We start from the raw sequence: 21,769 nt of genomic DNA on the forward strand, positions 1-21,769 counted from the left end.
GCTTATTGTCGCTGATAATGGATTTATCCATAACCTTAAGCTGTACAGGTTTTATTCCGCTTGACTGACATCGTTATTTTCACTAATTATGGAGGTTAAACCTTCCAGCAAGGGGAAGGTCAAGGGGGAAGTATGAACATAAGCGATGTGGCAAAAAAAACCGGTTTAACTAGCAAAGCCATACGTTTCTACGAAGAAAAAAAACTGCTGACACCGCCTATCCGCACTGATAACGGCTATCGCAGCTACAGTGCCAAACACATTGAAGAGTTAACACTGCTACGTCAGGCACGGCAGGTTGGCTTTACACTGGATGAATGTCGCGAGTTACTGGCATTATTTCATAACCCGGCCCGCCACAGCGCGGATGTGAAAGCGGCGACGCTACTAAAGGTTGCGGAAATCGAGCAACATATTGATGATCTTAACCAGATGCGCTTGCGCTTGTTAGCGTTGGCAGATGAGTGCCCAGGGGATGATGGCGCTGATTGCCCGATTATCAATAATTTGTCGGGATGTTGTCATTCGGCAGCTAAGCAGGCTGGCGATGATAAGGAGAAAGTTGTTAACAAACAGACGGTTGTGGGGGATAAAACAGTTGTTAGTTAACTGACAGGCCGCTCAACTGACGGCCTGCTGGTCAATATGCTACTGACGATAATATAGGTATTACTGAGGGATGGCGCGGACATGCAAGGTATTGCCTTCCACGAATATCACTTCAACTTCGGTACCAACACCCAGTTCGGTCGCGCAATAAATACGCCAGCTACTGTCACCAACCCGCATGCGACCAAAACCATCAATAGTCGGTTCGGTCAATGTGGCTCGCGTACCCAATAGCTGATGGGTACGTTGATTCAGCATGGCAGGTTGTGGTTTGATGCGTTTACTCAGCCAATACCACCACAGGAATGCAGCAACCACCGTCAGGACGGAAAATAGCACGCCTTGCATCTCCCAGCTAAAGGGAAATAGCCAGACTAACGCGCCCACGACTACGGCGGCAACGCCGCTCCACAGCATATAACCACTGGCACCTAGCATCTCGGCGGCCAGAAGCAGCCCGCCGAGGGATAGCCAAAACCAACTTGGATTCGCGGCAATTTCCTCCAGCATGGTTATTTACCTCGGCTGTTTTTACTCTCGCCAATCAGTTCTGCAATCCCACCGATAGCACCCATCAGGCTGCTGGCTTCTAGCGGCATCATAATGACTTTGCTGTTATTGGCGGATCCGATGTGTTGCAGTGCGTCGGTATATTTCTGTGCCACAAAGTAGTTAATGGCTTGAATGTCACCGGCAGCAATAGCCTCAGAAACCATTCTGGTAGCTTGAGCTTCAGCTTCAGCACCACGCTCACGGGCTTCTGCTTGCAAGAATGCGGATTGACGTTCACCTTCAGCTTTCAGAATCTGTGATTGCTTCTCACCTTCAGCACGCAAAATTGCGGCCTGACGAACCCCTTCGGCTTCCAGAATATCAGCACGTTTAGTACGTTCCGCTTTCATCTGAGCATTCATCGCAGAAATCAATTCAGCCGGTGGGCGCACATCACGGACTTCAATACGAGTCACTTTAATGCCCCACGGGTTGGTGGCTTCATCAACAATATGCAACAGGCGGCCGTTGATGTTGTCACGTTGGGACAACATTTCATCCAGCTCCATAGAACCTAAAACAGTACGGAAGTTGGTCATGGTCAAATTGATGATGGCCGATTCCAAATTGCTGACTTCATAAGCTGCTTTTACTGGGTCAATAACCTGGATAAAGCAGACTGCATCAATTGCTACGTTGGCGTTATCGCGGGAAATGATCTCCTGGGATGGGATATCCAAGACTTGTTCCATCATATTGATTTTGCGACCAACACGATCCATAAATGGCACAACGATGTTCAAGCCTGGCATCAGGGTTTTGGTATAACGACCAAAACGCTCGACAGTCCACTGAAAACCTTGTGGAACAATTTTGATTGAGGAAAACACCACAATCAGGGCTACAACGATAAGAACAGGGATGACCGTAAACATATTTAACTTCCTGTCAGCAATGATATTTGTTTCTTAATATTACGTGACCGGTGGTTAAATGCCTAACTAAAGGCAGGTAAAAGCGTGTAAATGAGAAAAAACTTGGCTGGGGCAGAATAAAACCGCGCGGGATGCCCCCGCGCAGTAGCAAATAAGGGATCGCCAAAAAGGTTATGGCGATTAACTTTCGCTGTCAGTACAGTAATGAGTAAAGTTGACGACGATATTTGGCGGCCAGTGCATCGCCGGTGCCTAGTGCAGCTAAAATATCCATTAATGTCTTACGTGCAGTACCGTTCGCGGCAGCCAGATCTTTCTTCAAATGGCTCAGCAACAGCTCTAAAGCCTCTTCATTGCGGCCAACCTGATGCAGTTGTAGCGCCAATTGCACCGCGAGTTCGACGTTATCAGGCTGCTCAGTCAATTGCTGTTGTAACTGTTGGATCTCTGGCGTGTCGGCAGCTTGTTTGAGCAACTCAATCTGAGCAATCAGCCCTTGATAACGGGTATCACGGTCTTGCAGTGGAATGGTTGCCAGCACCGTTTCAGCATCTTCACTGCGGTTCAACTGAATTTGCACTTCAGCCAGTTGCAGGCCAATTTCACTGTTTTGCCCACTCAGCGCCCAGGCATCTTTCAGCAGTGGCAGTGCTTCTTGCACTTTGCCTTCGCTTAACAATTGTGCGGCTTCGGCAACTTTCAATTCTTCAGGTTTCGGCAATACCCGTTGTAATAGCTCGCGGATAACCTCTTCCGGCTGTGGTCCTTGGAAGCCATCCACCGGTTGACCGTCTTTAAACAGATAAACCGCCGGAATTGAGCGTAAACCAAACTGTGACGCCACCATCTGCTCTGCATCGCAGTCGACACGAGCCAGAATGAATTGACCGGCATACTCTGCGGCCAGTTTATCCAGCACTGGCGTCAGTTGCAGACAATGCTGGCTGCGTTCGGACCAAAAGTAGAACAGTACCGGCACGGCCATGGATTGTTCTAAGGCCTGGTGTAGGTTTGCTTCAGTAATATCAATCGTAGTAGGTGCTAGCATGAATTATTTCTCTCATCCGTTTTAACACTAGATGGGGGCAGATTATGTTGCTTCAACCCCAACTATTTTTGGATAGTCAGTTAGGCATTACCGCGCAGGACTTTATCTAACATTCGCCCCGGTAGGATGCGGCGCAATAGGGTCAATGCATGGGCCACTAATGTGACAGGATAGCGCAATTGTGGGCGCGGGCTTTCCAGTGCATGGCGTAATTTCGGTAATATAGCCTGCGGGGGCAGGGTAAATCGCTTTGCGATACCGGGATTATTGACCGGTTTATCGGCCTCGGCCTGATTGACGTTTTGTGTAAAATGGGTACTGATAGGGCCGGGTTCAATCAGACAAACATGTACACCACTGTCGTGCAGTTCCATACGTAGTGCATCAGACCACGCTTCCAACGCATATTTGCTGGCCGCATAAGCGCCGCGACCCGCGGTAGAAACCAACCCCATCACCGAACTGGTTTGAATTATACGCCCTTCGCCGTGAGGCAACATTGCTGGCAACAGCAATTGCGTGAGCTGGTGGGTGCCGAATAGATTGGTGGAAAACTGCTTTTCCAACTGCTGGCGTGAAATGGTGTGCAATGGGCCATACAGGCCGAAACCACCATTGTTAAACAGGCCGTATAGGCGCCCGCCAGTCAGTTCGATAACCTGCGCAGCAGCACGTTCCACACTGGCACTGTCATCCAAATCCAGTTCAATACCTTCCAGACCCAATTGCGTCATCTTTGCCACATCATCAGGTTTACGGCAGGCGGCCAGTACGCGATAGCCCCTGTTTTTCAAATCCTGTGCCGCAACCAGCCCGATACCGCTGGAACAACCGGTAATTAATACAGTTTTTTGCATAACTTTACCTGGTGAGTGATTCTATTTGTTTGAACAAGTGTTATTACTGCTTATTGGTCACTAATGGTTTAAGTTGTTGCGCCATCCAATCCGCGATGAAGGGTTGGGCCGCGGCGTTAGGGTGTAAGCCATCATCCTGCATCCACTGCGGTTTCACAGCAACAGCTTCCATAAAGAAAGGGACCAATGGAATGTTAAATTGCTGTGCCAGTTGTGGATACATCGCGGTGAAAGCATCAGTATAACGGCGACCATAGTTAGGCGGAATGCGGATTTGCATCAATAAAGGTTGTGCTTTTGCTTCCAATATCTGATTGATAATTTGTGTCAGATCCCGTTGAGTATCTTGTGTTGGAAAACCACGCAGACCGTCATTTGCTCCCAGTTCTATCAGCACCCAGCGCGGCTGGTGTTGTTTGAGTAGGGACGGTAGGCGGGCCAAACCTTGAGCGGCGGTGTCACCACTGATACTGGCATTGACTACCTTCGGCAGTGACGGTGTTCCCTGCCATGTTTTATCCAGCCGTGAAGGCCATGCTTCGGCAATCGGCAGGCGGTAACCGGCGCTTAAGCTATCGCCAAGAATTAACAGTGTATCGGTTGCGGCGGCACGCAAACTGAATAATCCCAACAGTAAAAGGAAGGGAAGATGCCAGCGGAAAACGTTCTTGAAGTTCATCATCTTAATAAATACGTCGGCCAGGGTGAGCAACAGCTCTCCATCCTTACCGGAGTTGAGCTGGTTGTCAAACCCGCCCAGACAATTGCGCTGATTGGTGAGTCGGGTTCCGGTAAGTCAACTTTGCTGGGGATACTGGCAGGGCTTGATGATGGCAGCAGTGGTGAGGTGAGTTTACTCGGCCAGTCTTTGACCGCCATGGATGAAGAAGGGCGCGCGCAATTACGTGCAAAAAACGTCGGCTTCGTGTTTCAGTCATTTATGTTGGTACCCACACTCAATACGTTAGAGAACGTTCAGCTTCCTGCATTGTTGCGTGGAGAGAGCGAACGCAATAGTAAGGCCCATGCGGTGGAGTTATTAGAGCAACTCGGATTGGGCAAACGGCTACATCATCTGCCCGCTCAGCTTTCTGGCGGTGAGCAGCAGCGGGTAGCACTGGCCCGAGCCTTCAGTGGGCGGCCTAAAGTGTTATTTGCCGATGAACCGACCGGTAATCTTGACCGCCATACCGGTGACAGAATTGCTGATCTGCTGTTTTCATTGAATCGGGATTATGACACCACACTGATTCTGGTTACCCATGATGTACAACTGGCGGGGCGTTGTCAGCGCCGCTTGCGGCTGCGGGACGGCAAATTGTGGGAGGAAGCATGATTTGGCGCTGGTTTTGGCGTGAGTGGCGCTCACCCTCACTGTTAATTGTCTGGCTGGCATTAACACTGGCGGTGGCTTGTGTGCTGGCGCTGGGTACCATCAGTGACCGGATGGAAAAAGGGCTGAGTCAGCAAAGCCGCGATTTTTTAGCCGGCGATCGGGTGCTGAGCGCGGCGCATCCGGTTCCTGAAGCGTGGTTGCTGGAAGCTAAACGGCAAGGGTTGACCGTCAGTCGCCAGTTATCGTTTATGACCATGACTTTCGCGGGCGATCGCCCACAACTGGCTGATGTAAAAGCCACAGATTTAGCCTATCCGTTGTATGGCAAATTAGATACGTTGCCTGTTGGCGCGGTGCTGGAACCGGGTACGGTGTTGGTGGCACCAAGGCTGTTGTCGCTGCTTGGGGTTAAGGTCGGCGATATGCTGGATGTCGGTGATACTTCACTGAAAATTGTCGGTGAAGTGATTCAGGAGCCTGATTCTGGCTTTAATCCATTCCAAACCGCGCCGCGTATTTTGATCAATCTGGCTGACGTGGAAAAGACCGGCGCGATTCAGCCGGGTAGCCGTCTGACCTATCGTTATATGTTCGCCGGCCAGCCTGATGGCGTCACCCAATTTAGTGACTGGCTTACGCCACAATTGAAACCAGAGCAGCGGTTGTATGGTTTACAAGAATCAGGTGGCGCGCTGGGGAAATCGCTGCAACGGGCGCAGCAGTTCTTGCTGTTATCGGCGCTATTGACGTTACTACTTTCGATTGCTGCCGTTGCGGTGGCGATGGGCCACTATTGCCGTAGCCGCTATGATTTAGTTGCGGTACTGAAAACATTAGGTGCAGGACACCGTGCACTGCGGCGGTTGATTATCGGTCAGTGGCTGTCGGTGCTGGTGTTGGCAGGCCTGTGTGGCAGCGTGATTGGCCTCTTATTCGAGAAGGTTTTAGTTCGTTTATTGTCACCGGTATTACCGGCCGCATTGCCAGCAGCCGGTTTATGGCCATGGGTATGGTCAATGGGTTCGCTGGTATTGATTTCGCTGCTGGTGGGTGTTCGCCCCTATCGGCAACTGCTCGCGACCCAGCCGCTACGGGTTTTGCGCCGTGATGTTTCCGCGAATGTTTGGCCGCTGCGTTACTTTATTCCTGCAATGCTGGTTATCGTGATTGGCTTATTGGCATTGCTGATGGGGGGGAACGCGTTATTGTGGGCCATTATGGCTGGCATGGTGGTATTGGCGTTATTACTGGGCGTGATTGGCTGGGGCAGTCTGGTACTGTTGCGCCGCCTGACTGTTACCCGTCTATCATTGCGTCTGGCAATCAACCGTTTGCTACGTCAACCGTGGATGACATTAACGCAACTGGCGGCATTTTCATTATCCTTCATGCTGTTAGCATTGTTATTGGTACTGCGTGGGGACCTATTGGATCGTTGGCAGCAACAATTGCCGCCGGACAGCCCGAATTACTTCTTGCTGAATATGACACCGCAACAGGTGCCACAGGTAACTGAGTTTCTGACGCAACATCAGATAACGCCATCAACGTTCTATCCAATCGTGCGGGTACGGCTGTCTGAAATTAACCAGCAACTGGCCACCGAGCGGGTGCGCGAAGATGAACCCGGTGGCGAGGCGGTTAACCGTGAATTGAATCTGACCTGGCAGCAAGATTTACCGGCGCACAATATTTTGACCGCCGGTCAATGGCCACCTAAAGCCGATGAAGTGTCGATGGAACAAGGAATTGCTGACAGACTGGGGATTAAAATTGGCGATAAACTGACATTTAGCGGCGATACGCAGTCATTCGAAGCCAAAGTTAGCAGTATTCGTCAGGTGGATTGGGAAAGCCTGCGGCCAAACTTCTACTTTATCTTCCCGCCGGGTGCATTGGACAAACAGCCACAAACCTGGCTGACCAGTTTCCGCTATCAAGGAGACGGGGAGGTGCTGACACAACTGAATCGGCAATTCCCAACACTCAGTTTGCTGGATATTGGCGCGATGCTTAAACAGGTCGGGCAGGTGTTGCAGCAGGTGAGTCGTGCACTGGAAGTGATGGTGATACTGGTTATCATCTGCGGCACTTTATTGCTGCTGGCGCAGGTTCAAGTCGGGATGCGTCAGCGCCGTCAGGAGCTGGTGGTTTACCGGACACTTGGCGCAAGTAAACGCTTACTGCGAGGTACCTTGTGGTGGGAGTTTGCCTTACTGGGGTTGGTTGCCGGGCTGGCTGCTGCCATCGGAGCTGAGGCGGCACTGTGGGCATTACAGCGCTTAGTGTTTGATTTCCCGTGGCAGCCTAATTGGGTGATGTGGTGGCTGTTGCCGTTGGCTGGCGCGCTATTGTTGTCATTGTGTGGCGGTTGGTTAGGTGCGCGTTTGTTACAGGGAAGGGCGCTGTTCCGCAATTATGACAGTTAGCCTATTTGGGTAACCTGGCGTTGCAGTGTGGCTGCAACGCCAATGATTTGTGGGGCAGGCCAGATGAGTTACAGCTTATCCTGCGCCCAGATCAGCGCGTTCTGGTATTCCGCTGGTAACAACGGCGCGAGTGCGGCCAGAGCTGCACGTAATTGTGCGCCATCGGGATGGTTCAAATTCATATGACCTACTTTACGGCCTGCGCGCACTTCTTTTTCATACCAGTGCAGATGCACCAACGGCAGAGATAGCCATTCGATGTTCACTGGCGTGCCAATCAGGTTGACCATCGCTGACGGGGTGTTAACCACCGGCGTCGGTAAGGGCAGGTCCAAAATGGCGCGCAGGTGCAGTTCAAACTGGCTTATTGACGCACCATTTTGCGTCCAGTGACCGCTATTATGCACCCGTGGTGCCAGCTCATTGATCAACAGATTGTCGCCAACGATAAAGCACTCCATGGCCATTACGCCAACATAATTCAGCTCATCCATAATGGCTGACAGCATTTTTTCAGCTTGTTGCTGTAATCTGCTATCGGGCTGTGGCAAAGCCACGCTCATACGCAGGATGCCATCTTCATGCAGATTGTGGGTTAACGGGTAAAACACCGATTTGCCTTGGCTGCTGCGTGCGCCGACCAGCGAAACTTCACCGCTGAAGTTAATCCCTTGCTCAACGATGCATTCACCGTAAGCATCAGTTGGCAAGGTATCTTGATCACCTGCCCGCAACCGCCACTGACCACGTCCGTCATAGCCTCCGACCCGACGTTTGACAATGGCTAGCTCACCTAATGTTGCAAAGACCTGCGGCCATTCGCTGCTACTTGCTAATAGCTGCCAGGGTGCGGTTGGCAGATTCAGGCTATCGAGCAATTGCTTTTGTGTCAGGCGATCTGCCAGACGCGGGAAGATATCACGGTTAACAAAAGCCGTGTGTGTGGCGAGTTCGCGGGTTAACGCTGTTTCTGGCCAGCGCTCAATCTCGGCGGTAATCACACTGTGCTGATAAGGCACGGCTTCAGGTTCTGCATCCAAGCCCACCGGATAAACTGCAATACCCAGGGGTTCGCCAGCCTGACGCAGCATGCGTCCTAGCTGACCATTACCTAATACGCAAACTGGTTTCATGCCTTCACCTGTAAGTCTGGCACCCGAGGATCTGGATTATCCAGCACTTCGTCAGTTTGGCTTTTGCGCCAATCAGCCAGACGAGCGGCTAATTCAGCATCGTGCAATGCCAATATTTGTGCGGCCAGCAAGGCGGCATTGGCAGCACCGGCTTTACCGATAGCCAAGGTTCCCACCGGGATACCGCGCGGCATTTGTACAATCGAATACAGGCTGTCGACGCCACTCAGCGCAGCACTTTGTACCGGAACACCTAAAACAGGTACCAGCGTTTTTGCCGCAATCATACCCGGCAGATGTGCAGCACCACCGGCACCGGCAACTATCACCTGTAGGCCATTGGCTTGGGCTGACTCGGCAAAACTGAACAGCTTATCGGGGGTGCGGTGTGCGGAGACAACTTCCACATGAAATGGAACATTGAGCGTGGTGAGCACGTCAGCGGCGAACTGCATGGTGGCCCAGTCACTCTTGGACCCCATTACGATAGCGATTTTAACCCCGGCTGCATAAGCCGAATCGAGGTTAGCTCCCATGAGTGTAAAGCTCCTGTGATTGCGCAAGCGTCGGCCAGAATGATTTTACTTAAATCGTGACTGGCGAAGAGGGCGTAGAGCATATCATGAGCCAAAGGCGAGGAAAACGGTTGCGTCGCGGCTTTTAGTGGGATTTATCGGTTTTTTATACCCACTCGCCAGATAAACCTGAAGGTCAAAATGGGAATTTAATCAACTCAACACTGTCTGCCGTGACTTTGACCATCGAACCCTCAACATGCCAGGCACCGAGAACCACACGATGGGCGGTTGTGGCGGGGAGTGCTACGGGGTGAATCGCTGGGCGATGCGTATGCCCGTGGATCATCCAACTGACGCCATTACGTTGGAAGCTATCAATCACTGCTTGTTGATTTACATCCATGATAAGTTCAGATTTGCCGCTATTGTTCTGCTGACTTTGGTTACGCATATAAGCCGCAATGCGTAAACGAAAACGCAGAGGTAGCCACAGGAACAGTTTTTGAATCAGTGGATTATGTACTCTACGACGAAAATGCTGATATTCGGTGTCATCGGTGCACAGTGTATCACCATGTAAAATAACAATTTTACGGTCATACAGTTCGACGACTATCTCTTCCGGCAGCAGGGTCATACCACTTTCTTGAGCAAAGCGTTTACCGAGCAAAAAGTCACGATTACCGTGGATAAAGTAGCAAGGTATACCCCGTTGTTGGAGTGATTTCAGCGCAGCGGCAACTTGCCGGTACAGTGGTTCGGGGTCATCATCGCCAATCCAGGACTCGAACAGATCACCCAGGATATATAACGCATCAGCATGAATGGCTTCACGCTGTATAAAATGCAGGAAACCGGCAGTGATTGCCGGTTCCTGAACGCTAAGATGCAAATCTGCAATAAAAAGCGTGCTCATTAAGCTGTCATTATTCGCTGATAGTGACGCTTTTGATGATCACATCTTCTTTTGGTACATCCTGATGCATACCGCTACGGCCAGTAGCAACGTTTTTGATTTTATCAACAACGTCCAAACCTTCAGTAACTTCAGCAAATACGCAGTAACCCCAACCATCTGGGCGCTCTGAACGGAAGTTCAGGAAGTCGTTGTCGGCAACGTTAATGAAGAACTGTGCAGTGGCAGAGTGCGGATCGTTGGTACGCGCCATTGCCAGGGTGCCACGGGTGTTTTTCAGGCCGTTGTTAGCTTCGTTTTTGATAGTTGCATCCGTGGTTTTCTGGTTCATGCCCGGCTCAAAACCACCGCCTTGAATCATGAAACCGTCGATAACACGGTGGAAGATAGTGTTATCATAGAAGCCTTTACGGCAGTAGTTCAGGAAGTTTTCAACGGTAACCGGCGCTTTATCCGCGAAGGTATTGACGACGATATCGCCGTGATTAGTATGAAACGTGACCATAATAATGTTCCTGCTAGTGTAATAGTGTATTCACAAATGAGTCGTAACTCTTTAGACGGCTCTTATATCATAACTCTGAGATTGAGTCAGCACTCGAAACGCCAGCAAGAAGTGTGAAAAAGTGCTGAATCAGTGGCTGATTTACCGCATAATCTGGTGATATCCTTTTATCTCCCTCGCCCTTGACGTTGTTTGCGCTCTACCGGCAACGCCAATGAGTTTGGGTATAAACCATGCTTACCGCAAAACAAAAACCACGGAATGTCCCGATGCTAAAGATTTTTAATACACTGAGTCGCCAAAAAGAGGAATTCAAGCCTATTCATGCCGGTAAAATTGGTATGTACGTATGCGGGATCACCATTTATGACCTGTGTCACATTGGGCATGGGCGTACTTTTGTCGCTTTCGACGTCGTGGCGCGTTATTTGCGTTATTTAGGTTACTCTCTGACGTATGTGCGTAATGTTACCGATGTTGACGATAAAATTATCAAGCGCGCATTGGAAAACAATGAAAGCTGTGAGCAACTGACGACACGTATGCTGGCAGAAATGCATAAAGATTTCGATGCACTGAATCTTGAACGCCCTGATTTAGAGCCGCGTGCGACTCACCATATTCCTGAAATTATTGCGCTGACTGAGCGTTTGATTGCCCGTGATCACGCTTATGTCGCGTCAAATGGCGATGTGATGTTTGCTGTGGACAGTGACCCTGATTACGGTTTGCTGTCCCGTCAGGATTTGGATCAATTGCAGGCCGGTGCCCGGGTTGAAGTGGCTGATGTTAAACGCAATCCGATGGATTTTGTCTTGTGGAAAATGTCTAAACCGGGTGAACCAAGTTGGGCATCACCTTGGGGCCCGGGCCGCCCTGGCTGGCATATCGAGTGCTCGGCGATGAATGGCAAACAGTTGGGCGCACATTTTGATATTCACGGCGGTGGTTCTGATTTGATGTTCCCGCACCACGAAAATGAAATTGCGCAATCTACCTGTGCCCATGATGGTCCCTATGTGAACTACTGGATGCACTCCGGTATGGTGATGATTGACAAAGAAAAAATGTCTAAATCACTGAATAACTTCTTCACTATTCGTGATGTGCTGGCCTATTACGATGCTGAAACCGTACGTTACTTCCTGATGTCTGGCCACTATCGCAGTCAGCTTAACTACAGCGAAGAGAACCTGAAACAGGCACGTGCCTCACTAGAACGCCTGTATACCGCTCTGCGTGGTACTGATGCGAGTGCGATGCCTGCGGGTGGTGCAGAGTTTGAAGCGCGTTTCCGTGCCGCAATGGATGATGATTTCAATACTCCAGAAGCCTATTCGGTACTGTTTGATATTGCCCGTGAAGTAAACCGCCTAAAAACTGAAGATATTATGGCGGCGAATGGCTTAGCGGCAGAATTGCGTAAACTGGCCCATGTGCTGGGATTATTAGAGCAGGATCCAGAGCTGTTTTTACAAAGTGGCGCGCAGACTAATGACGACGAAGTAGCAAAAATAGAAGCGTTAATTAAGCAACGTAACGATGCCCGTAGCAGTAAAGATTGGGCGCTGGCCGATTCGGCCCGTGATCAGTTGAATGAGCTGGGTATTGTGCTGGAAGATGGCCCACAAGGGACGATATGGCGCCGTAAATAGCATGGTATTGGGTGGATAGGTGCAATTTAGCTATCTGCATCTAAAAAAATTGCGGTTCTGGTGCTGACCAGTAACCGCATTTTTTAGCCCTTATCTCGCCATGGCAGTCTTTCGCAATAACCAGCTAGAACTCGCCTTTGCTGAGGTGATTAGGCTTTAACCTGCACTTTCATGCCTTGAAACTCAACAATCTGGTCAGCCAGGATTTTACAGCGCTTACGTGTTTCTACATTCCCGTCGACTTTCACCTGTCCATCTGCGATGGCGGCTTTCGCTGAGGCACCGCTGTCGTTCCAGCCCTGTAACTTTAATAAGTCACACAGCTCAACGTGTGGGTGTTTTTCCAAATGAAAAATGTCCATTCCTGTCCTTACAATCAATTTTCGTTGATGTCGTGATATTCCTCGCAGGCTTGCAAGGTATTTTGTATCAGTGTTGCAACGGTCATCGGCCCGACGCCACCGGGAACCGGTGTAATCCAACCCGCACGCTCAACGGCGACATCAAATTCTACATCGCCGACTACTTTACCACTTTCCAGACGGTTAATGCCTACATCAATCACGATAGCACCAGGTTTAATCCATTCACCGGGAATAAAACCGGGTTTACCCACGGCAACCACCAGCAAGTCAGCATTTTCCACATGTTGGCGCAGATTTTTGGTAAAACGATGCGTGACGGTGGTAGTGCAACCTGCTAGCAGCAGTTCAAGGCTCATCGGGCGGCCTACAATATTGGATGCACCGACCACAACTGCATTGAGGCCGTATGTCGAGATATTATAACGCTCCAGCAAAGTAACGATGCCGCGTGGGGTGCAAGGGCGCAATTTCGGTGCGCGTTGACACAGGCGGCCCACGTTATACGGGTGGAAGCCATCTACGTCTTTATCTGGGTGGATACGTTCCAGCACTTTGACATTATCAATGCCTGCAGGCAGTGGCAGTTGCACCAGAATCCCATCAATTTCACCATCGTCATTCAGTGAATCAATCAATGCCAGCAACTCTGCTTCAGTGGTGGTCACTGGCAGATCATAAGAACGCGAAACAAAACCGACCTCTTCGCACGCCTTACGCTTACTGGCGACATAAATTTGTGAGGCTGGGTTGACACCAACTAATACTACAGCAAGGCCGGGAGCACGCTTACCGGCAGCCAAACGTTTCTGTACCAACGCAGCAACTTCATTTCTTACCTGCTGCGCAATCGTTTTACCATCAATAATTTTTGCTGACATCAGTGGAGGGATCCATCAATTAAAAAAAGCGGGAATGTGCCTATTTTGTCAGAAGCGGGGCGTGCTGTCAGGCGTATAATAACGATTAATTAACGATTAAATAGCCAGATGATAAACCGTAAGGCGAAAACCCATTGACTCGAAAGAGACTGCCCGTATAATCCAACCCGCAACTGACTACCGGCAGTGTTCTGTGCTGCGGTAAATATCAAATGCGCCCTTAGCTCAGTTGGATAGAGCAACGGCCTTCTAAGCCGTAGGTCACAGGTTCGAGCCCTGTAGGGCGTACCATAAAAATCAATGAGTTACCCTCTATTTACCCCCTAATTATCAGCAACATTTTTTAAAAGTGCCAGATTAGTGACATTAATCCCCATAATCTCATCGATTTTTCGCGCATGTTCAGTTAAGTGGTTTGGCGACAAGTGAGCATATCGACGCACCATTTCGATGCTTTCCCATCCTCCCATTTCCTGTAATGCCGATAGTGGGACTCCGGCCTGTACTAGCCAACTTGCCCACGTATGCCGCAAATCGTGGAAACGGAAGTCAGTGATCCCTGATCGCTTCAATCCGGTTCGCCATGCTGTATTATCATCAACGCGCATTTTCCTCACTTCTGCCGTTTTTGTTCCATCTGACCTGTGCCAGGCTGACGTGTGAACAAAGACAAATCGAGAGTGACGGCCAATTTGTTCCCGCAATACTTTGCATGACATATCATTCAGAGCGACGCCAATTGCCTTGCCCGCTTTAGCGTTCTCTGGGTGAATCCATGCAACCTTCCTTTGCATATCGATTTGCGACCATTCCAGATCCAGAATGTTTGATCTTCTAAGCCCGGTAGCTAGAGCGAATACCACTACAGGCCGGAAGTTCTCAGGCATACAATTGATTAAGGTTACAGCCTCGTCTTTTGTAAGCCATCGTATCCGTTTACTCTGAGGCTTTCTGGTCTTGATAACTGGTGCTTTAGCTAACCATTTCCATTCGTCCGTTGCTGCTCGTAACAGACTGCGGATAAAAGAAAGGTGTTGGCTTCTGGTTGCCGCTGAAACCTGCTTCTCAATATATTCAGGTATAGGTTTTTTCTTCCTTAATGCCGCATCCCTTTTCGACTCCCATATTTGCCGGTGCTTCCTATTTGGCATCTTAGCAACCGCCTTCATCACTTTATCTTCAGTAATGCTGGATATCGGCATCTTGGAAAAATGGCCGAGGAAAAACTCAATCTTAGTTCGGTCATCATCCAGTGATCGCTTATGTTCCTTTTCAGTCAGCCAGCGGAGGCAAGTTTCATCAAAAGTGTGCTCAGCAATTTCACCTAGCTTATCTACTCTCCACGCCTCCGCTTTTAGCTGATCGAAGAGTTCCTGCGCTTGTTTCTTGTCTGCCGTACCAAGGCAGCGCCTAACTCTTTCCCCGTTCGGGCGAACGAAATCACAGTACCACTTACCGTATCTTTGTTTGAGCGCCATACAGATTCCTTCTCTGCTTGGCCGTTTTCTGCATTCACGGCCTGATTGTGTTGGTTGCTGTGGATATATTCAAGACATGCTGATTTCAGAATTTCAAAACTTCCGCCGCCATTAGCTCCGCTCTTTCCCGCTTTTAGTCGCTTATTTTTTATTAGTAAGCGGACGGTTCGCGGGGATTTTCGCAGGTAGGCGGCGGCCTGTGATAAGTCGAATAACTCATCATCAAGCCGAATATCATTCATAGCTGGCCTCTTATCTCTTTATCAATCCCATCACCGATCCCACTTAAACTGACCATTCAGCACGCCGATGGCGAAAAGAAGCCAAGCCAGCTTGTAGCCAAGTGGCTTTAGCTTTTCGTAGTGGCGCAGGATGATAGGAGGGCGTTTTGCTTCTCTTCTGGAGTCACTTATCACCCCTTCAGTCTTTAGTATCAACGGGAACCAGTCTCCGCTCCGCAACCGTATCGACACACTCATCAAAGTCAGATGTGTACGCATCGAGTAGTTGCTCTTTGTCTTGATATTTCTGCATGCCATCCCACCATAATTTCTGACCGGTGCCGCGAACTACTGCCAGCCGCTTAGCCCAATGTGGAGCACCGATGAAATCACCGACGGAGCCGGATAAAATTGTCCAATGCATCATCATTCACTCCTTGGGTTTCCGGTAACCGGCATCGTAAATAGCAGCAGCAACATCTTCTGGTTGATAGCTATCAGGCAATGCGGATTGAATGCTAACGATGTCAGTTATTGCCTCGTTCTTGCGTGCCAACTCCTCGCCATCCAGAATCTCATTGCACAAGCTGACGCACTCATTGCAGATATTCACCTCAGGTCCGGTAATTATGCGAACCTCGCTTTCGGGCTTCTTGCAGAATGAACAGGTGATTTCTGGCGGCAAGTCCTCTACTTTGAATTTAACGAACTCAAGCGAAGCCATGTAATTTATAGCCATCAGTGAACTCCCCTTCACAGCATCACCCACCACATAGACAACCAGGCAGATAATAAATAGTGCAAGCATATGCCTATCAATATTTCCGTTACTTTTGGTTGGTTCATGCTGCCTCCGAACTGCCAGGTATTAATTTGATTGATTGCCCGCACTCATTGCCCCAGGTATCCCACCCATCTAAATCCTTCCTTGAAAACAACTCGATGCGCTTTACATCCCCGTATAGCAATTCAAGCCGGTGACGCACTTCCCACGGCTTCTCGCTATGTTCGCCAAGCGGTGAGTAAACAACTTGCTTGATGCTGGCATTGAGTCGTTCTAGGCCATTACCGCGCACTGCTATTAACACATCTTCCGTATTTGCCCGCGTGTAGTTGCCGCCGTTCATCCGTGATTGGGTATTGAGTAGGGCAAGAAAGTCATAGAAGTCGTTAACCTCACCAGCCGCCAGCGCTTTATTTATGTGGTCCTCTGCCAACTGGTTTAGCTTCACCCAAGTAAATCCCTTCATTGTGCGCACCTGAAATCCCCACGCTTCAGCAAGCTGCTTTGCTTCATCGTTGAAGTTACCGGTGTACCACATGGCGAGAACTGCATCGGGAGCCGCGAGGGACCAAACAGGGAGGCGTTTTAAATCAGTGAGTGACATTGTGCTGTAGTGATTAATTGCTGCACCGTTACTGGCTTTGTTTCCATACGTCCAGGGTGGGTCACAGTAGATGAGCTGATATCCACTCATGCCACAGCCTCCATGTATGACTCTATGAACGTTTTTGCCGCTTCAGCATTGATAGCGTTTCCGTAGGCGCGCAGTCGTCCCACTCGCGAGGTAGCCCCATGAGCCAGCGGGAATGTGCCGGGTTCAACTGGCCGCCACTTTCCATCCCTGCACAGGAGCCAATCAGCATCTCGCCAGAAGCCATTAGTCGGTGTGGCGATCGAGGCAGTCCCTGCTCTGTCGCATAGTCCAGCCAGTCGAACATCCTGTTCTTGCCGTCCGATCTCATTGTCGTCGGCCCAGACCCTTTGTAATCGCTGGTTGTTGGTGTTGACCAACCCGCCAGCCTCACTGCTCCACCCAAAGTTGTCCCTCTCTGTGAATGATTCGCTGCTGCCGCTACCCCCCTGACCTGGTTGTTGTCGATGGTGGTTACCGTTGGCCACCCCGCTAATTGAGCTGCCGTCTGAAGATTCATCCCCCCATTGCGACCAGACGTTCCCACTCCCGTTGAGCAATTCGCTGTCACTGTTGGCCACCCGCTGTGCTCCGAACCAGAGTCGCTGTCTGATATGCGGTGCGCCGACGCTACAAGCTGGCAATACTGCCGCCCCGCAGGCGTAACTTTGGTTTTCCAGTTCATTGGATAAATCGTCGAGCCAGTGTTTTCCAATTGCAGCCGCAACCTGTTCTCCAAAGAGGTTTGTAGGTTTTCGCTCTCTAATGAGATTGAGCCATACAGGGGCGAGGTGTCGCTCGTCTGCTGTTCCAAGTTGATTGCCGGCAGCACTGAAAGGCTGGCAAGGGCATGAGCCTGTCCATACTGGCTTGTCGTCGGGCCATCCTGCGCTACGCAAGGCATATGACCAGACGCCAATTCCGGCGAAGAAGTGACACTGGGTAAATCCGGTAAGGTCTTCTGGCTTAACATCAACAATGCTCCGTTCGTCAACATAGCCTGGTGCGATATGACCGGCTTTGATAAGGTTTCTCAGCCATTGGGCCGCGTATGGATCAATCTCGTTGTACCAAGCAAAAGGTTTGCTCATGCCGCCCTCCCTTTCCTTCGCTCATCGATTTCGAAGTCATCACGACATCCTTCGTCACAGAACAGGCCGCGAGTGATTGGCTGGCGACACTCTGAGAAGTGGCACAGGCCGGTGAATGCCATCGCTGGCTTGCGGTTCGCGATACCGATTTCAATGTTGAGTTGTTCAAGTCTTTGGGCTTGGTCTATTTCGTCGAACATTAAGCCACCTCGTCATTTACCGGTTCGGATGTGAAATCTTTCAGCGCCTTTTCACATGCAAGGCTGACGCGAGTAATATGCTGCTGCATGGCTTGCAGGGATTCGATGCCTGATTTCATAACGCCGCGCATAATCAATGCGGTAATAACTTGGCTAAGTTTTGGGTAATAGCCGACAGCCTTTTCATATGTCTGCCCGGCATATTTACTATCTTTGCCAAACACATTTTTCTGACTGAGGGTGAACTGATATTCATCACTCGTAATGACGTAGTTTTCTATTTCTATACGCATAGGGAATCTCCAGATAGCGAAATCCGTTTCCGTTAATCCTGGGTTATTTACTGCCGGTAGACTTCAGAGCAAATCAGCACAGCATTAGGCCGCCGCTCATGTATCAGCGTTGATATTTGTTGGCATTCGGATTGGGTAGGGTAGATATCTTCGGTTACTGGTAGGGCATTGCAGGTAGAACATGAGGTGACTAGCATAACGAAACCAATTAGGGTCACTACTCACCCCCTTCAACCGGATAGCCAGCGGCTTTGATATTTTGATCACAGCGCCACACGCCGAAGTTATAACCAGTATCAAAGTCATTTCGCCAATTATTGGGCCACATGTTTATGCAGTCCTCCAAGCCATCATCAGGCAACTTAACAGGTACAAGTATCCGCGCCTCTGCTGCCTGCAACTTCGTGGCGCTGACTCGCATTGCCTTGATGTGAACTCGGCCTCCGATGTAGTGCCAATCAACCGCGACGCCAGAGGCTGCTGATATACCTCTGCAAATAGCCTCAGCCTTTTCTTTAGGTATATCCACAAGACATGCGCTAACCCCATTTGCGTACACGTCCGGTGAGCATTGTTCACTTGTCCCTTCAGTTACTGGCTTACCCTGCCACCCACGGATTTCCGCAATCTCTTTCTCTGCCGCTTCCAGCTTAGCTAGCAGTGAATCAACGTACTCATGTGAATAGACCGGGGTCTCACCAAAACCCGCGTTGGGCGAGATAACCCCAAGGCACCCATCTGCAAGTGAACTAAAAACTTTAAGTCCGACGAAGCCCACCGGCTTGCTCAAGTCTTCTATATGCTTATCCATCATGCCTCCTTAAGAAACGCTATCCAGTGAGTGTTAGACCGCTTTCCGCTCTGGTGGCCAAAGGCCGGTTTATGGTCGGTTAGCTTTAAAATCTCACTTGTCTTAATCTGAATTTCGTTCCATTTAAAAATTAGAGTGCCGCCCGGCTTTAGGACTCGAAACGCCTCGCTAAACCCCGCTGATAAATCTTCACGCCAAGTTTCTTTGTTTAAAGCGCCGTATTTCTTACGAATCCAGCCGTTGATCCCAGCATGCTCCAAGTGGGGGGGATCGAAAACTACGAGATTGAATGTATTGTTATCAAATGGCAGTGCACGGAAATCCAGCAAGACGTCAGGTTTAATTTCAAGAGTGCGACCGTCACATAAAGTGTGGGATTCGTCGCGAATATCACCGTAAATAGCGCGCGGGTCGGCTTTGTTGAACCAGAACATGCGGCCGCCGCAGCACATGTCGAGGATGGTTTTATCCATCACTCACCTCCCCGCAGACTGGCGGCGAACTCTCGAAGATTGCGCTCAGCTATTAATGCTGATCCGGTTGGACATGTGGTATCGATAATGCCCGGCTTCAGGTCGTTTAAAGTCTTATTAGAAAGGTTAAAAATTGCGTATGCGATGCTGTTTGCAGCGTCTATAGCGACTTCTCTTGTATCACTTCTAAGAGTTTTACCCTCAGCAACCAACCGCCGCACTCTTGCAATAGTGTCACCCGCGATAGCGCCCTTGATACCCAACGCCTCAGCAATCAGCGAACATGTATTGAGTGCTGAATCACGCTCAGATTTTAACGTTTCATAATCAGTATTTACAGACATAGAAAGTCCTCAGCAGACTAGCTGCCGGTTAAATGGGGTGAGGGGATTAGGCTGCCGAAAGCAGTCGCAGGAATTCTTGACGTCGCGCCAACAACTCTTCCTGAGTCGAGCAGAACGGAGTGGGGCTGGCCGGCATCAACTCTGGCTTGAGTCGGTATATAATCCCTTTAGCTGAAATCTCTTTAGCCTCCCAGCGCTCTTCCGTGAGCAAGTGGCGCATGTTAAGCACATACGTCAGGGGAATGTGTACCGATACCGTTTCGAATCCCTCACCCAATCCCTTGTAGAATGAGTCCTTATAATTCAACGTGCACCCGCCAGTTGCACCACCAGACAAGCGACCACGCCCCACACTGCCAATTGACCGGTGGAATGAGGTTATATAAGCATCTGGATGGGCGCGGAGGCAGGCCAGTATTTGTTCTGGCTGCATGGCGATTACCTGCTGGGAGGTGTGTAGTGGCATAGTGAATTTGGCCACCTGACCAGAGGTGTTATTCTTGCCTCAATAACTTTACAGGTGATCCATGACCAAATATTTCACGGCTGAATTCAAACTCGAAGCGGCAAAGCTGGTTGTTGACCAGAAATACTCTCATTCGGAGGCCGCTAAAGCCATGAATGTCAGTCTTTCCGCCCTTAGCCGATGGGTGGGTAAGCTCAGATTGGAACGTCAGGGTAAAACCCCCGTTGGGCTTCCACTGACGCCTGAACAAATAGAACTTCGGGAAATGAAGAAAAGGATTCAACGTCTTGAAATGGAGAACGAAATTCTAAAAAAGGCCACCGCTCTCTTGATGTCGGACTCGTTGAACAGTTCGCGATAGTCGATAAATTGAGAGCGCTTTATTCGGTAAAAGCACTGTGTAAGGCTTTTGATGTTCAGCGTAGCAGCTATCGGTACTGGCATAACAGAGAACGCGTCCCAGATGTCGAGCGCACCATTAAACGCAGCCTGGTTAACGAAGTCTGGCATGCTAGCGGCGGGTCAGCCGGTGCCCGAAATATCGCCATAATGGTGACGAATAAGGGCGTAAAACTGGGGCGTTGGCTTGCCGGAAAATTGATGGCAGAGCTGAACATGACAAGTTGCCAGCGTCCCACACACAAATATAAACGGGGTGGGCAGGAGCATGTTGATATATCGAATCTATTGGAGCGGCAGTTTGCAGTAACCCAACCGAATGAGGTTTGGTGTGGCGATGTGACCTATATCTGGACAGGTAAGCGCTGGGCTTATCTGGCTGTGGTGTTGGATCTGTTTGCCCGCAAGCCCATAGGCTGGGCGATGTCGTTTTCACCTGACTCAGCGCTAACGGGTAAAGCGTTACAGATGGCATGGGAACTCAGGGGACGCCCAGGCGGAGTGATGTTCCACAGCGATCAGGGCAGTCATTACACCAGTAAAAAATACCGTCAGTTGCTGTGGCGTTACCGGATAAAACAGAGCCTAAGCCGGCGTGGGAACTGTTGGGACAACGCGCCAATGGAGCGATTTTTCAGAAGTCTGAAATCCGAATGGGTACCGACGACAGGTTACCAGAGCTTCGGGGAGGGCAGAAATGCAATCACCCGATATATAACGGGTTACTACAGCGAACTTCGCCCGCACTGGTACAACGGAGGCTTAACGCCCAATGAATCCGAACGGCTGTTCTATGAACAGTCTACTACCGTGGCCAATTTTAGTTGACCACTACAGGTTTTATAGGCGGAAGTGCTGGTTAGCAGCTTGTCATACATCGCTCGCTCTTCCGGTGTCGCGTC

At 50.0% G+C, this 21,769-nt stretch carries 27 protein-coding genes and 1 tRNA gene; 6 read left to right on the plus strand and 22 right to left on the minus strand.

Annotation, left to right across the window (positions count from 1 at the left end; genetic code table 11):
• The first annotated feature begins 132 nt into the window (after positions 1–132).
• Positions 133–609, plus strand: a complete 477-nt coding sequence (gene cueR / locus ACWJJO_RS06100) for a Cu(I)-responsive transcriptional regulator (protein ID WP_481090780.1) — start codon at positions 133–135, stop codon at positions 607–609.
• A 60-nt stretch (positions 610–669) separates the two neighbouring features.
• Here the strand turns inward: cueR and ACWJJO_RS06105 are convergent, their stop codons facing one another.
• The 5 genes from ACWJJO_RS06105 to tesA all read right to left on the minus strand — a co-directional run bounded on the left by ACWJJO_RS06105 (position 670) and on the right by tesA (position 4,620).
• Complete coding sequence (locus tag ACWJJO_RS06105) at positions 670–1,119, minus strand: NfeD family protein (RefSeq protein WP_083159921.1); 450 nt, start codon at positions 1,117–1,119, stop codon at positions 670–672.
• Positions 1,120–1,121: 2 nt separating this feature from the next.
• Complete coding sequence (locus ACWJJO_RS06110; protein ID WP_004704953.1) at positions 1,122–2,036, minus strand: SPFH domain-containing protein; 915 nt, start codon at positions 2,034–2,036, stop codon at positions 1,122–1,124.
• A gap of 193 nt (positions 2,037–2,229) precedes the next feature.
• On the minus strand, positions 2,230–3,084 hold the full coding sequence (locus ACWJJO_RS06115; RefSeq protein ID WP_083159919.1) for a co-chaperone YbbN: 855 nt from the start codon (positions 3,082–3,084) through the stop codon (positions 2,230–2,232).
• A gap of 80 nt (positions 3,085–3,164) precedes the next feature.
• On the minus strand, positions 3,165–3,941 hold the full coding sequence (locus tag ACWJJO_RS06120; RefSeq protein WP_372558231.1) for an SDR family oxidoreductase: 777 nt from the start codon (positions 3,939–3,941) through the stop codon (positions 3,165–3,167).
• Positions 3,942–3,984: 43 nt separating this feature from the next.
• The gene (tesA, locus tag ACWJJO_RS06125) at positions 3,985–4,620 is read right to left on the minus strand and encodes a multifunctional acyl-CoA thioesterase I/protease I/lysophospholipase L1 (protein ID WP_193784833.1); all 636 of its coding nucleotides are present in this window, start codon (positions 4,618–4,620) and stop codon (positions 3,985–3,987) included.
• Between tesA and ybbA the strand changes: the two genes are divergently transcribed.
• Both ybbA and ybbP read left to right on the plus strand, forming a co-directional pair.
• A complete protein-coding gene (gene ybbA / locus ACWJJO_RS06130; RefSeq protein WP_372558232.1) occupies positions 4,591–5,277 on the plus strand; it encodes a putative ABC transporter ATP-binding protein YbbA in 687 nt (228 codons plus the stop codon). The genes tesA and ybbA overlap by 30 nt on opposite strands.
• A complete protein-coding gene (gene ybbP, locus ACWJJO_RS06135) occupies positions 5,274–7,706 on the plus strand; it encodes a putative ABC transporter permease subunit YbbP (RefSeq protein ID WP_083159913.1) in 2,433 nt (810 codons plus the stop codon). The genes ybbA and ybbP overlap by 4 nt, the downstream gene beginning before the upstream one ends.
• A 68-nt stretch (positions 7,707–7,774) precedes the next feature.
• On the opposite strand, the gene purK is transcribed toward ybbP, so the two are convergent.
• The 4 genes from purK to ppiB form a co-directional block, all read right to left on the minus strand.
• Complete coding sequence (gene purK / locus ACWJJO_RS06140) at positions 7,775–8,839, minus strand: 5-(carboxyamino)imidazole ribonucleotide synthase (protein WP_372568787.1); 1,065 nt, start codon at positions 8,837–8,839, stop codon at positions 7,775–7,777.
• Entirely contained in the window at positions 8,836–9,375 is a 540-nt protein-coding gene (gene purE, locus ACWJJO_RS06145) for a 5-(carboxyamino)imidazole ribonucleotide mutase (RefSeq protein ID WP_083159909.1), read from the minus strand. Before purE ends, purK begins: the two co-directional genes overlap by 4 nt.
• Before the next feature lie 175 nt (positions 9,376–9,550).
• Positions 9,551–10,273, minus strand: a complete 723-nt coding sequence (locus tag ACWJJO_RS06150) for a UDP-2,3-diacylglucosamine diphosphatase (RefSeq protein ID WP_481090781.1) — start codon at positions 10,271–10,273, stop codon at positions 9,551–9,553.
• A gap of 10 nt (positions 10,274–10,283) precedes the next feature.
• The gene (gene ppiB / locus ACWJJO_RS06155) at positions 10,284–10,778 is read right to left on the minus strand and encodes a peptidylprolyl isomerase B (RefSeq protein WP_005182430.1); all 495 of its coding nucleotides are present in this window, start codon (positions 10,776–10,778) and stop codon (positions 10,284–10,286) included.
• Positions 10,779–11,047: 269 nt separating this feature from the next.
• Between ppiB and cysS the strand changes: the two genes are divergently transcribed.
• The gene (cysS, locus tag ACWJJO_RS06160) at positions 11,048–12,433 is read left to right on the plus strand and encodes a cysteine--tRNA ligase (RefSeq protein ID WP_083159905.1); all 1,386 of its coding nucleotides are present in this window, start codon (positions 11,048–11,050) and stop codon (positions 12,431–12,433) included.
• Between the two features lie 149 nt (positions 12,434–12,582).
• Here the strand turns inward: cysS and ybcJ are convergent, their stop codons facing one another.
• Both ybcJ and folD read right to left on the minus strand, forming a co-directional pair.
• The gene (gene ybcJ, locus ACWJJO_RS06165) at positions 12,583–12,795 is read right to left on the minus strand and encodes a ribosome-associated protein YbcJ (RefSeq protein ID WP_004390634.1); all 213 of its coding nucleotides are present in this window, start codon (positions 12,793–12,795) and stop codon (positions 12,583–12,585) included.
• Positions 12,796–12,809: 14 nt separating this feature from the next.
• Complete coding sequence (gene folD, locus ACWJJO_RS06170) at positions 12,810–13,676, minus strand: bifunctional methylenetetrahydrofolate dehydrogenase/methenyltetrahydrofolate cyclohydrolase FolD (protein WP_083159903.1); 867 nt, start codon at positions 13,674–13,676, stop codon at positions 12,810–12,812.
• Positions 13,677–13,890: 214 nt separating this feature from the next.
• Between folD and ACWJJO_RS06175 the strand changes: the two genes are divergently transcribed.
• Positions 13,891–13,967 (plus strand) — tRNA-Arg (locus ACWJJO_RS06175).
• Between the two features lie 32 nt (positions 13,968–13,999).
• On the opposite strand, the gene ACWJJO_RS06180 is transcribed toward ACWJJO_RS06175, so the two are convergent.
• From ACWJJO_RS06180 to ACWJJO_RS06230, 11 genes are all read right to left on the minus strand, one after another.
• On the minus strand, positions 14,000–15,154 hold the full coding sequence (locus tag ACWJJO_RS06180) for a tyrosine-type recombinase/integrase (RefSeq protein WP_481090782.1): 1,155 nt from the start codon (positions 15,152–15,154) through the stop codon (positions 14,000–14,002).
• Between the two features lie 420 nt (positions 15,155–15,574).
• Complete coding sequence (locus ACWJJO_RS06185) at positions 15,575–15,802, minus strand: hypothetical protein (RefSeq protein ID WP_481090783.1); 228 nt, start codon at positions 15,800–15,802, stop codon at positions 15,575–15,577.
• Between the two features lie 3 nt (positions 15,803–15,805).
• On the minus strand, positions 15,806–16,183 hold the full coding sequence (locus ACWJJO_RS06190) for a ClpX C4-type zinc finger protein (protein ID WP_481090784.1): 378 nt from the start codon (positions 16,181–16,183) through the stop codon (positions 15,806–15,808).
• Between the two features lie 34 nt (positions 16,184–16,217).
• On the minus strand, positions 16,218–16,853 hold the full coding sequence (locus ACWJJO_RS06195) for an MT-A70 family methyltransferase (protein ID WP_481090785.1): 636 nt from the start codon (positions 16,851–16,853) through the stop codon (positions 16,218–16,220).
• On the minus strand, positions 16,850–17,881 hold the full coding sequence (locus ACWJJO_RS06200) for a DNA cytosine methyltransferase (protein ID WP_481090786.1): 1,032 nt from the start codon (positions 17,879–17,881) through the stop codon (positions 16,850–16,852). The genes ACWJJO_RS06195 and ACWJJO_RS06200 overlap by 4 nt, the downstream gene beginning before the upstream one ends.
• Positions 17,878–18,081 carry a hypothetical protein gene (locus ACWJJO_RS06205; protein WP_481090714.1) on the minus strand — a complete coding sequence of 68 codons (204 nt, stop codon included), beginning with the start codon at positions 18,079–18,081 and terminating at the stop codon, positions 17,878–17,880. Before ACWJJO_RS06205 ends, ACWJJO_RS06200 begins: the two co-directional genes overlap by 4 nt.
• Positions 18,081–18,374, minus strand: a complete 294-nt coding sequence (locus tag ACWJJO_RS06210; protein ID WP_481090787.1) for a DUF5405 family protein — start codon at positions 18,372–18,374, stop codon at positions 18,081–18,083. Before ACWJJO_RS06210 ends, ACWJJO_RS06205 begins: the two co-directional genes overlap by 1 nt.
• A 217-nt stretch (positions 18,375–18,591) precedes the next feature.
• Positions 18,592–19,185 carry a hypothetical protein gene (locus ACWJJO_RS06215; RefSeq protein WP_481090788.1) on the minus strand — a complete coding sequence of 198 codons (594 nt, stop codon included), beginning with the start codon at positions 19,183–19,185 and terminating at the stop codon, positions 18,592–18,594.
• Positions 19,185–19,661: a class I SAM-dependent methyltransferase gene (locus tag ACWJJO_RS06220; RefSeq protein WP_481090789.1), complete on the minus strand. Its 477-nt coding sequence runs from the start codon at positions 19,659–19,661 to the stop codon at positions 19,185–19,187. Before ACWJJO_RS06220 ends, ACWJJO_RS06215 begins: the two co-directional genes overlap by 1 nt.
• Positions 19,658–20,002 (minus strand): hypothetical protein, encoded by a 345-nt coding sequence (locus ACWJJO_RS06225; RefSeq protein ID WP_481090790.1) that lies wholly within the window; start codon positions 20,000–20,002, stop codon positions 19,658–19,660. Before ACWJJO_RS06225 ends, ACWJJO_RS06220 begins: the two co-directional genes overlap by 4 nt.
• 46 nt (positions 20,003–20,048) lie before the next feature.
• Positions 20,049–20,468: a hypothetical protein gene (locus ACWJJO_RS06230; RefSeq protein ID WP_481090791.1), complete on the minus strand. Its 420-nt coding sequence runs from the start codon at positions 20,466–20,468 to the stop codon at positions 20,049–20,051.
• Positions 20,469–20,529: 61 nt separating this feature from the next.
• Between ACWJJO_RS06230 and ACWJJO_RS06235 the strand changes: the two genes are divergently transcribed.
• A protein-coding gene (locus tag ACWJJO_RS06235) for an IS3 family transposase (protein ID WP_481090614.1) occupies positions 20,530–21,695 on the plus strand; the annotation gives its coding sequence in 2 pieces (ribosomal slippage) (positions 20,530–20,785 and positions 20,785–21,695; 1,167 coding nt in all).
• Positions 21,696–21,769 lie beyond the last annotated feature (74 nt).

Source organism: Yersinia antarctica (assembly GCF_056636475.1).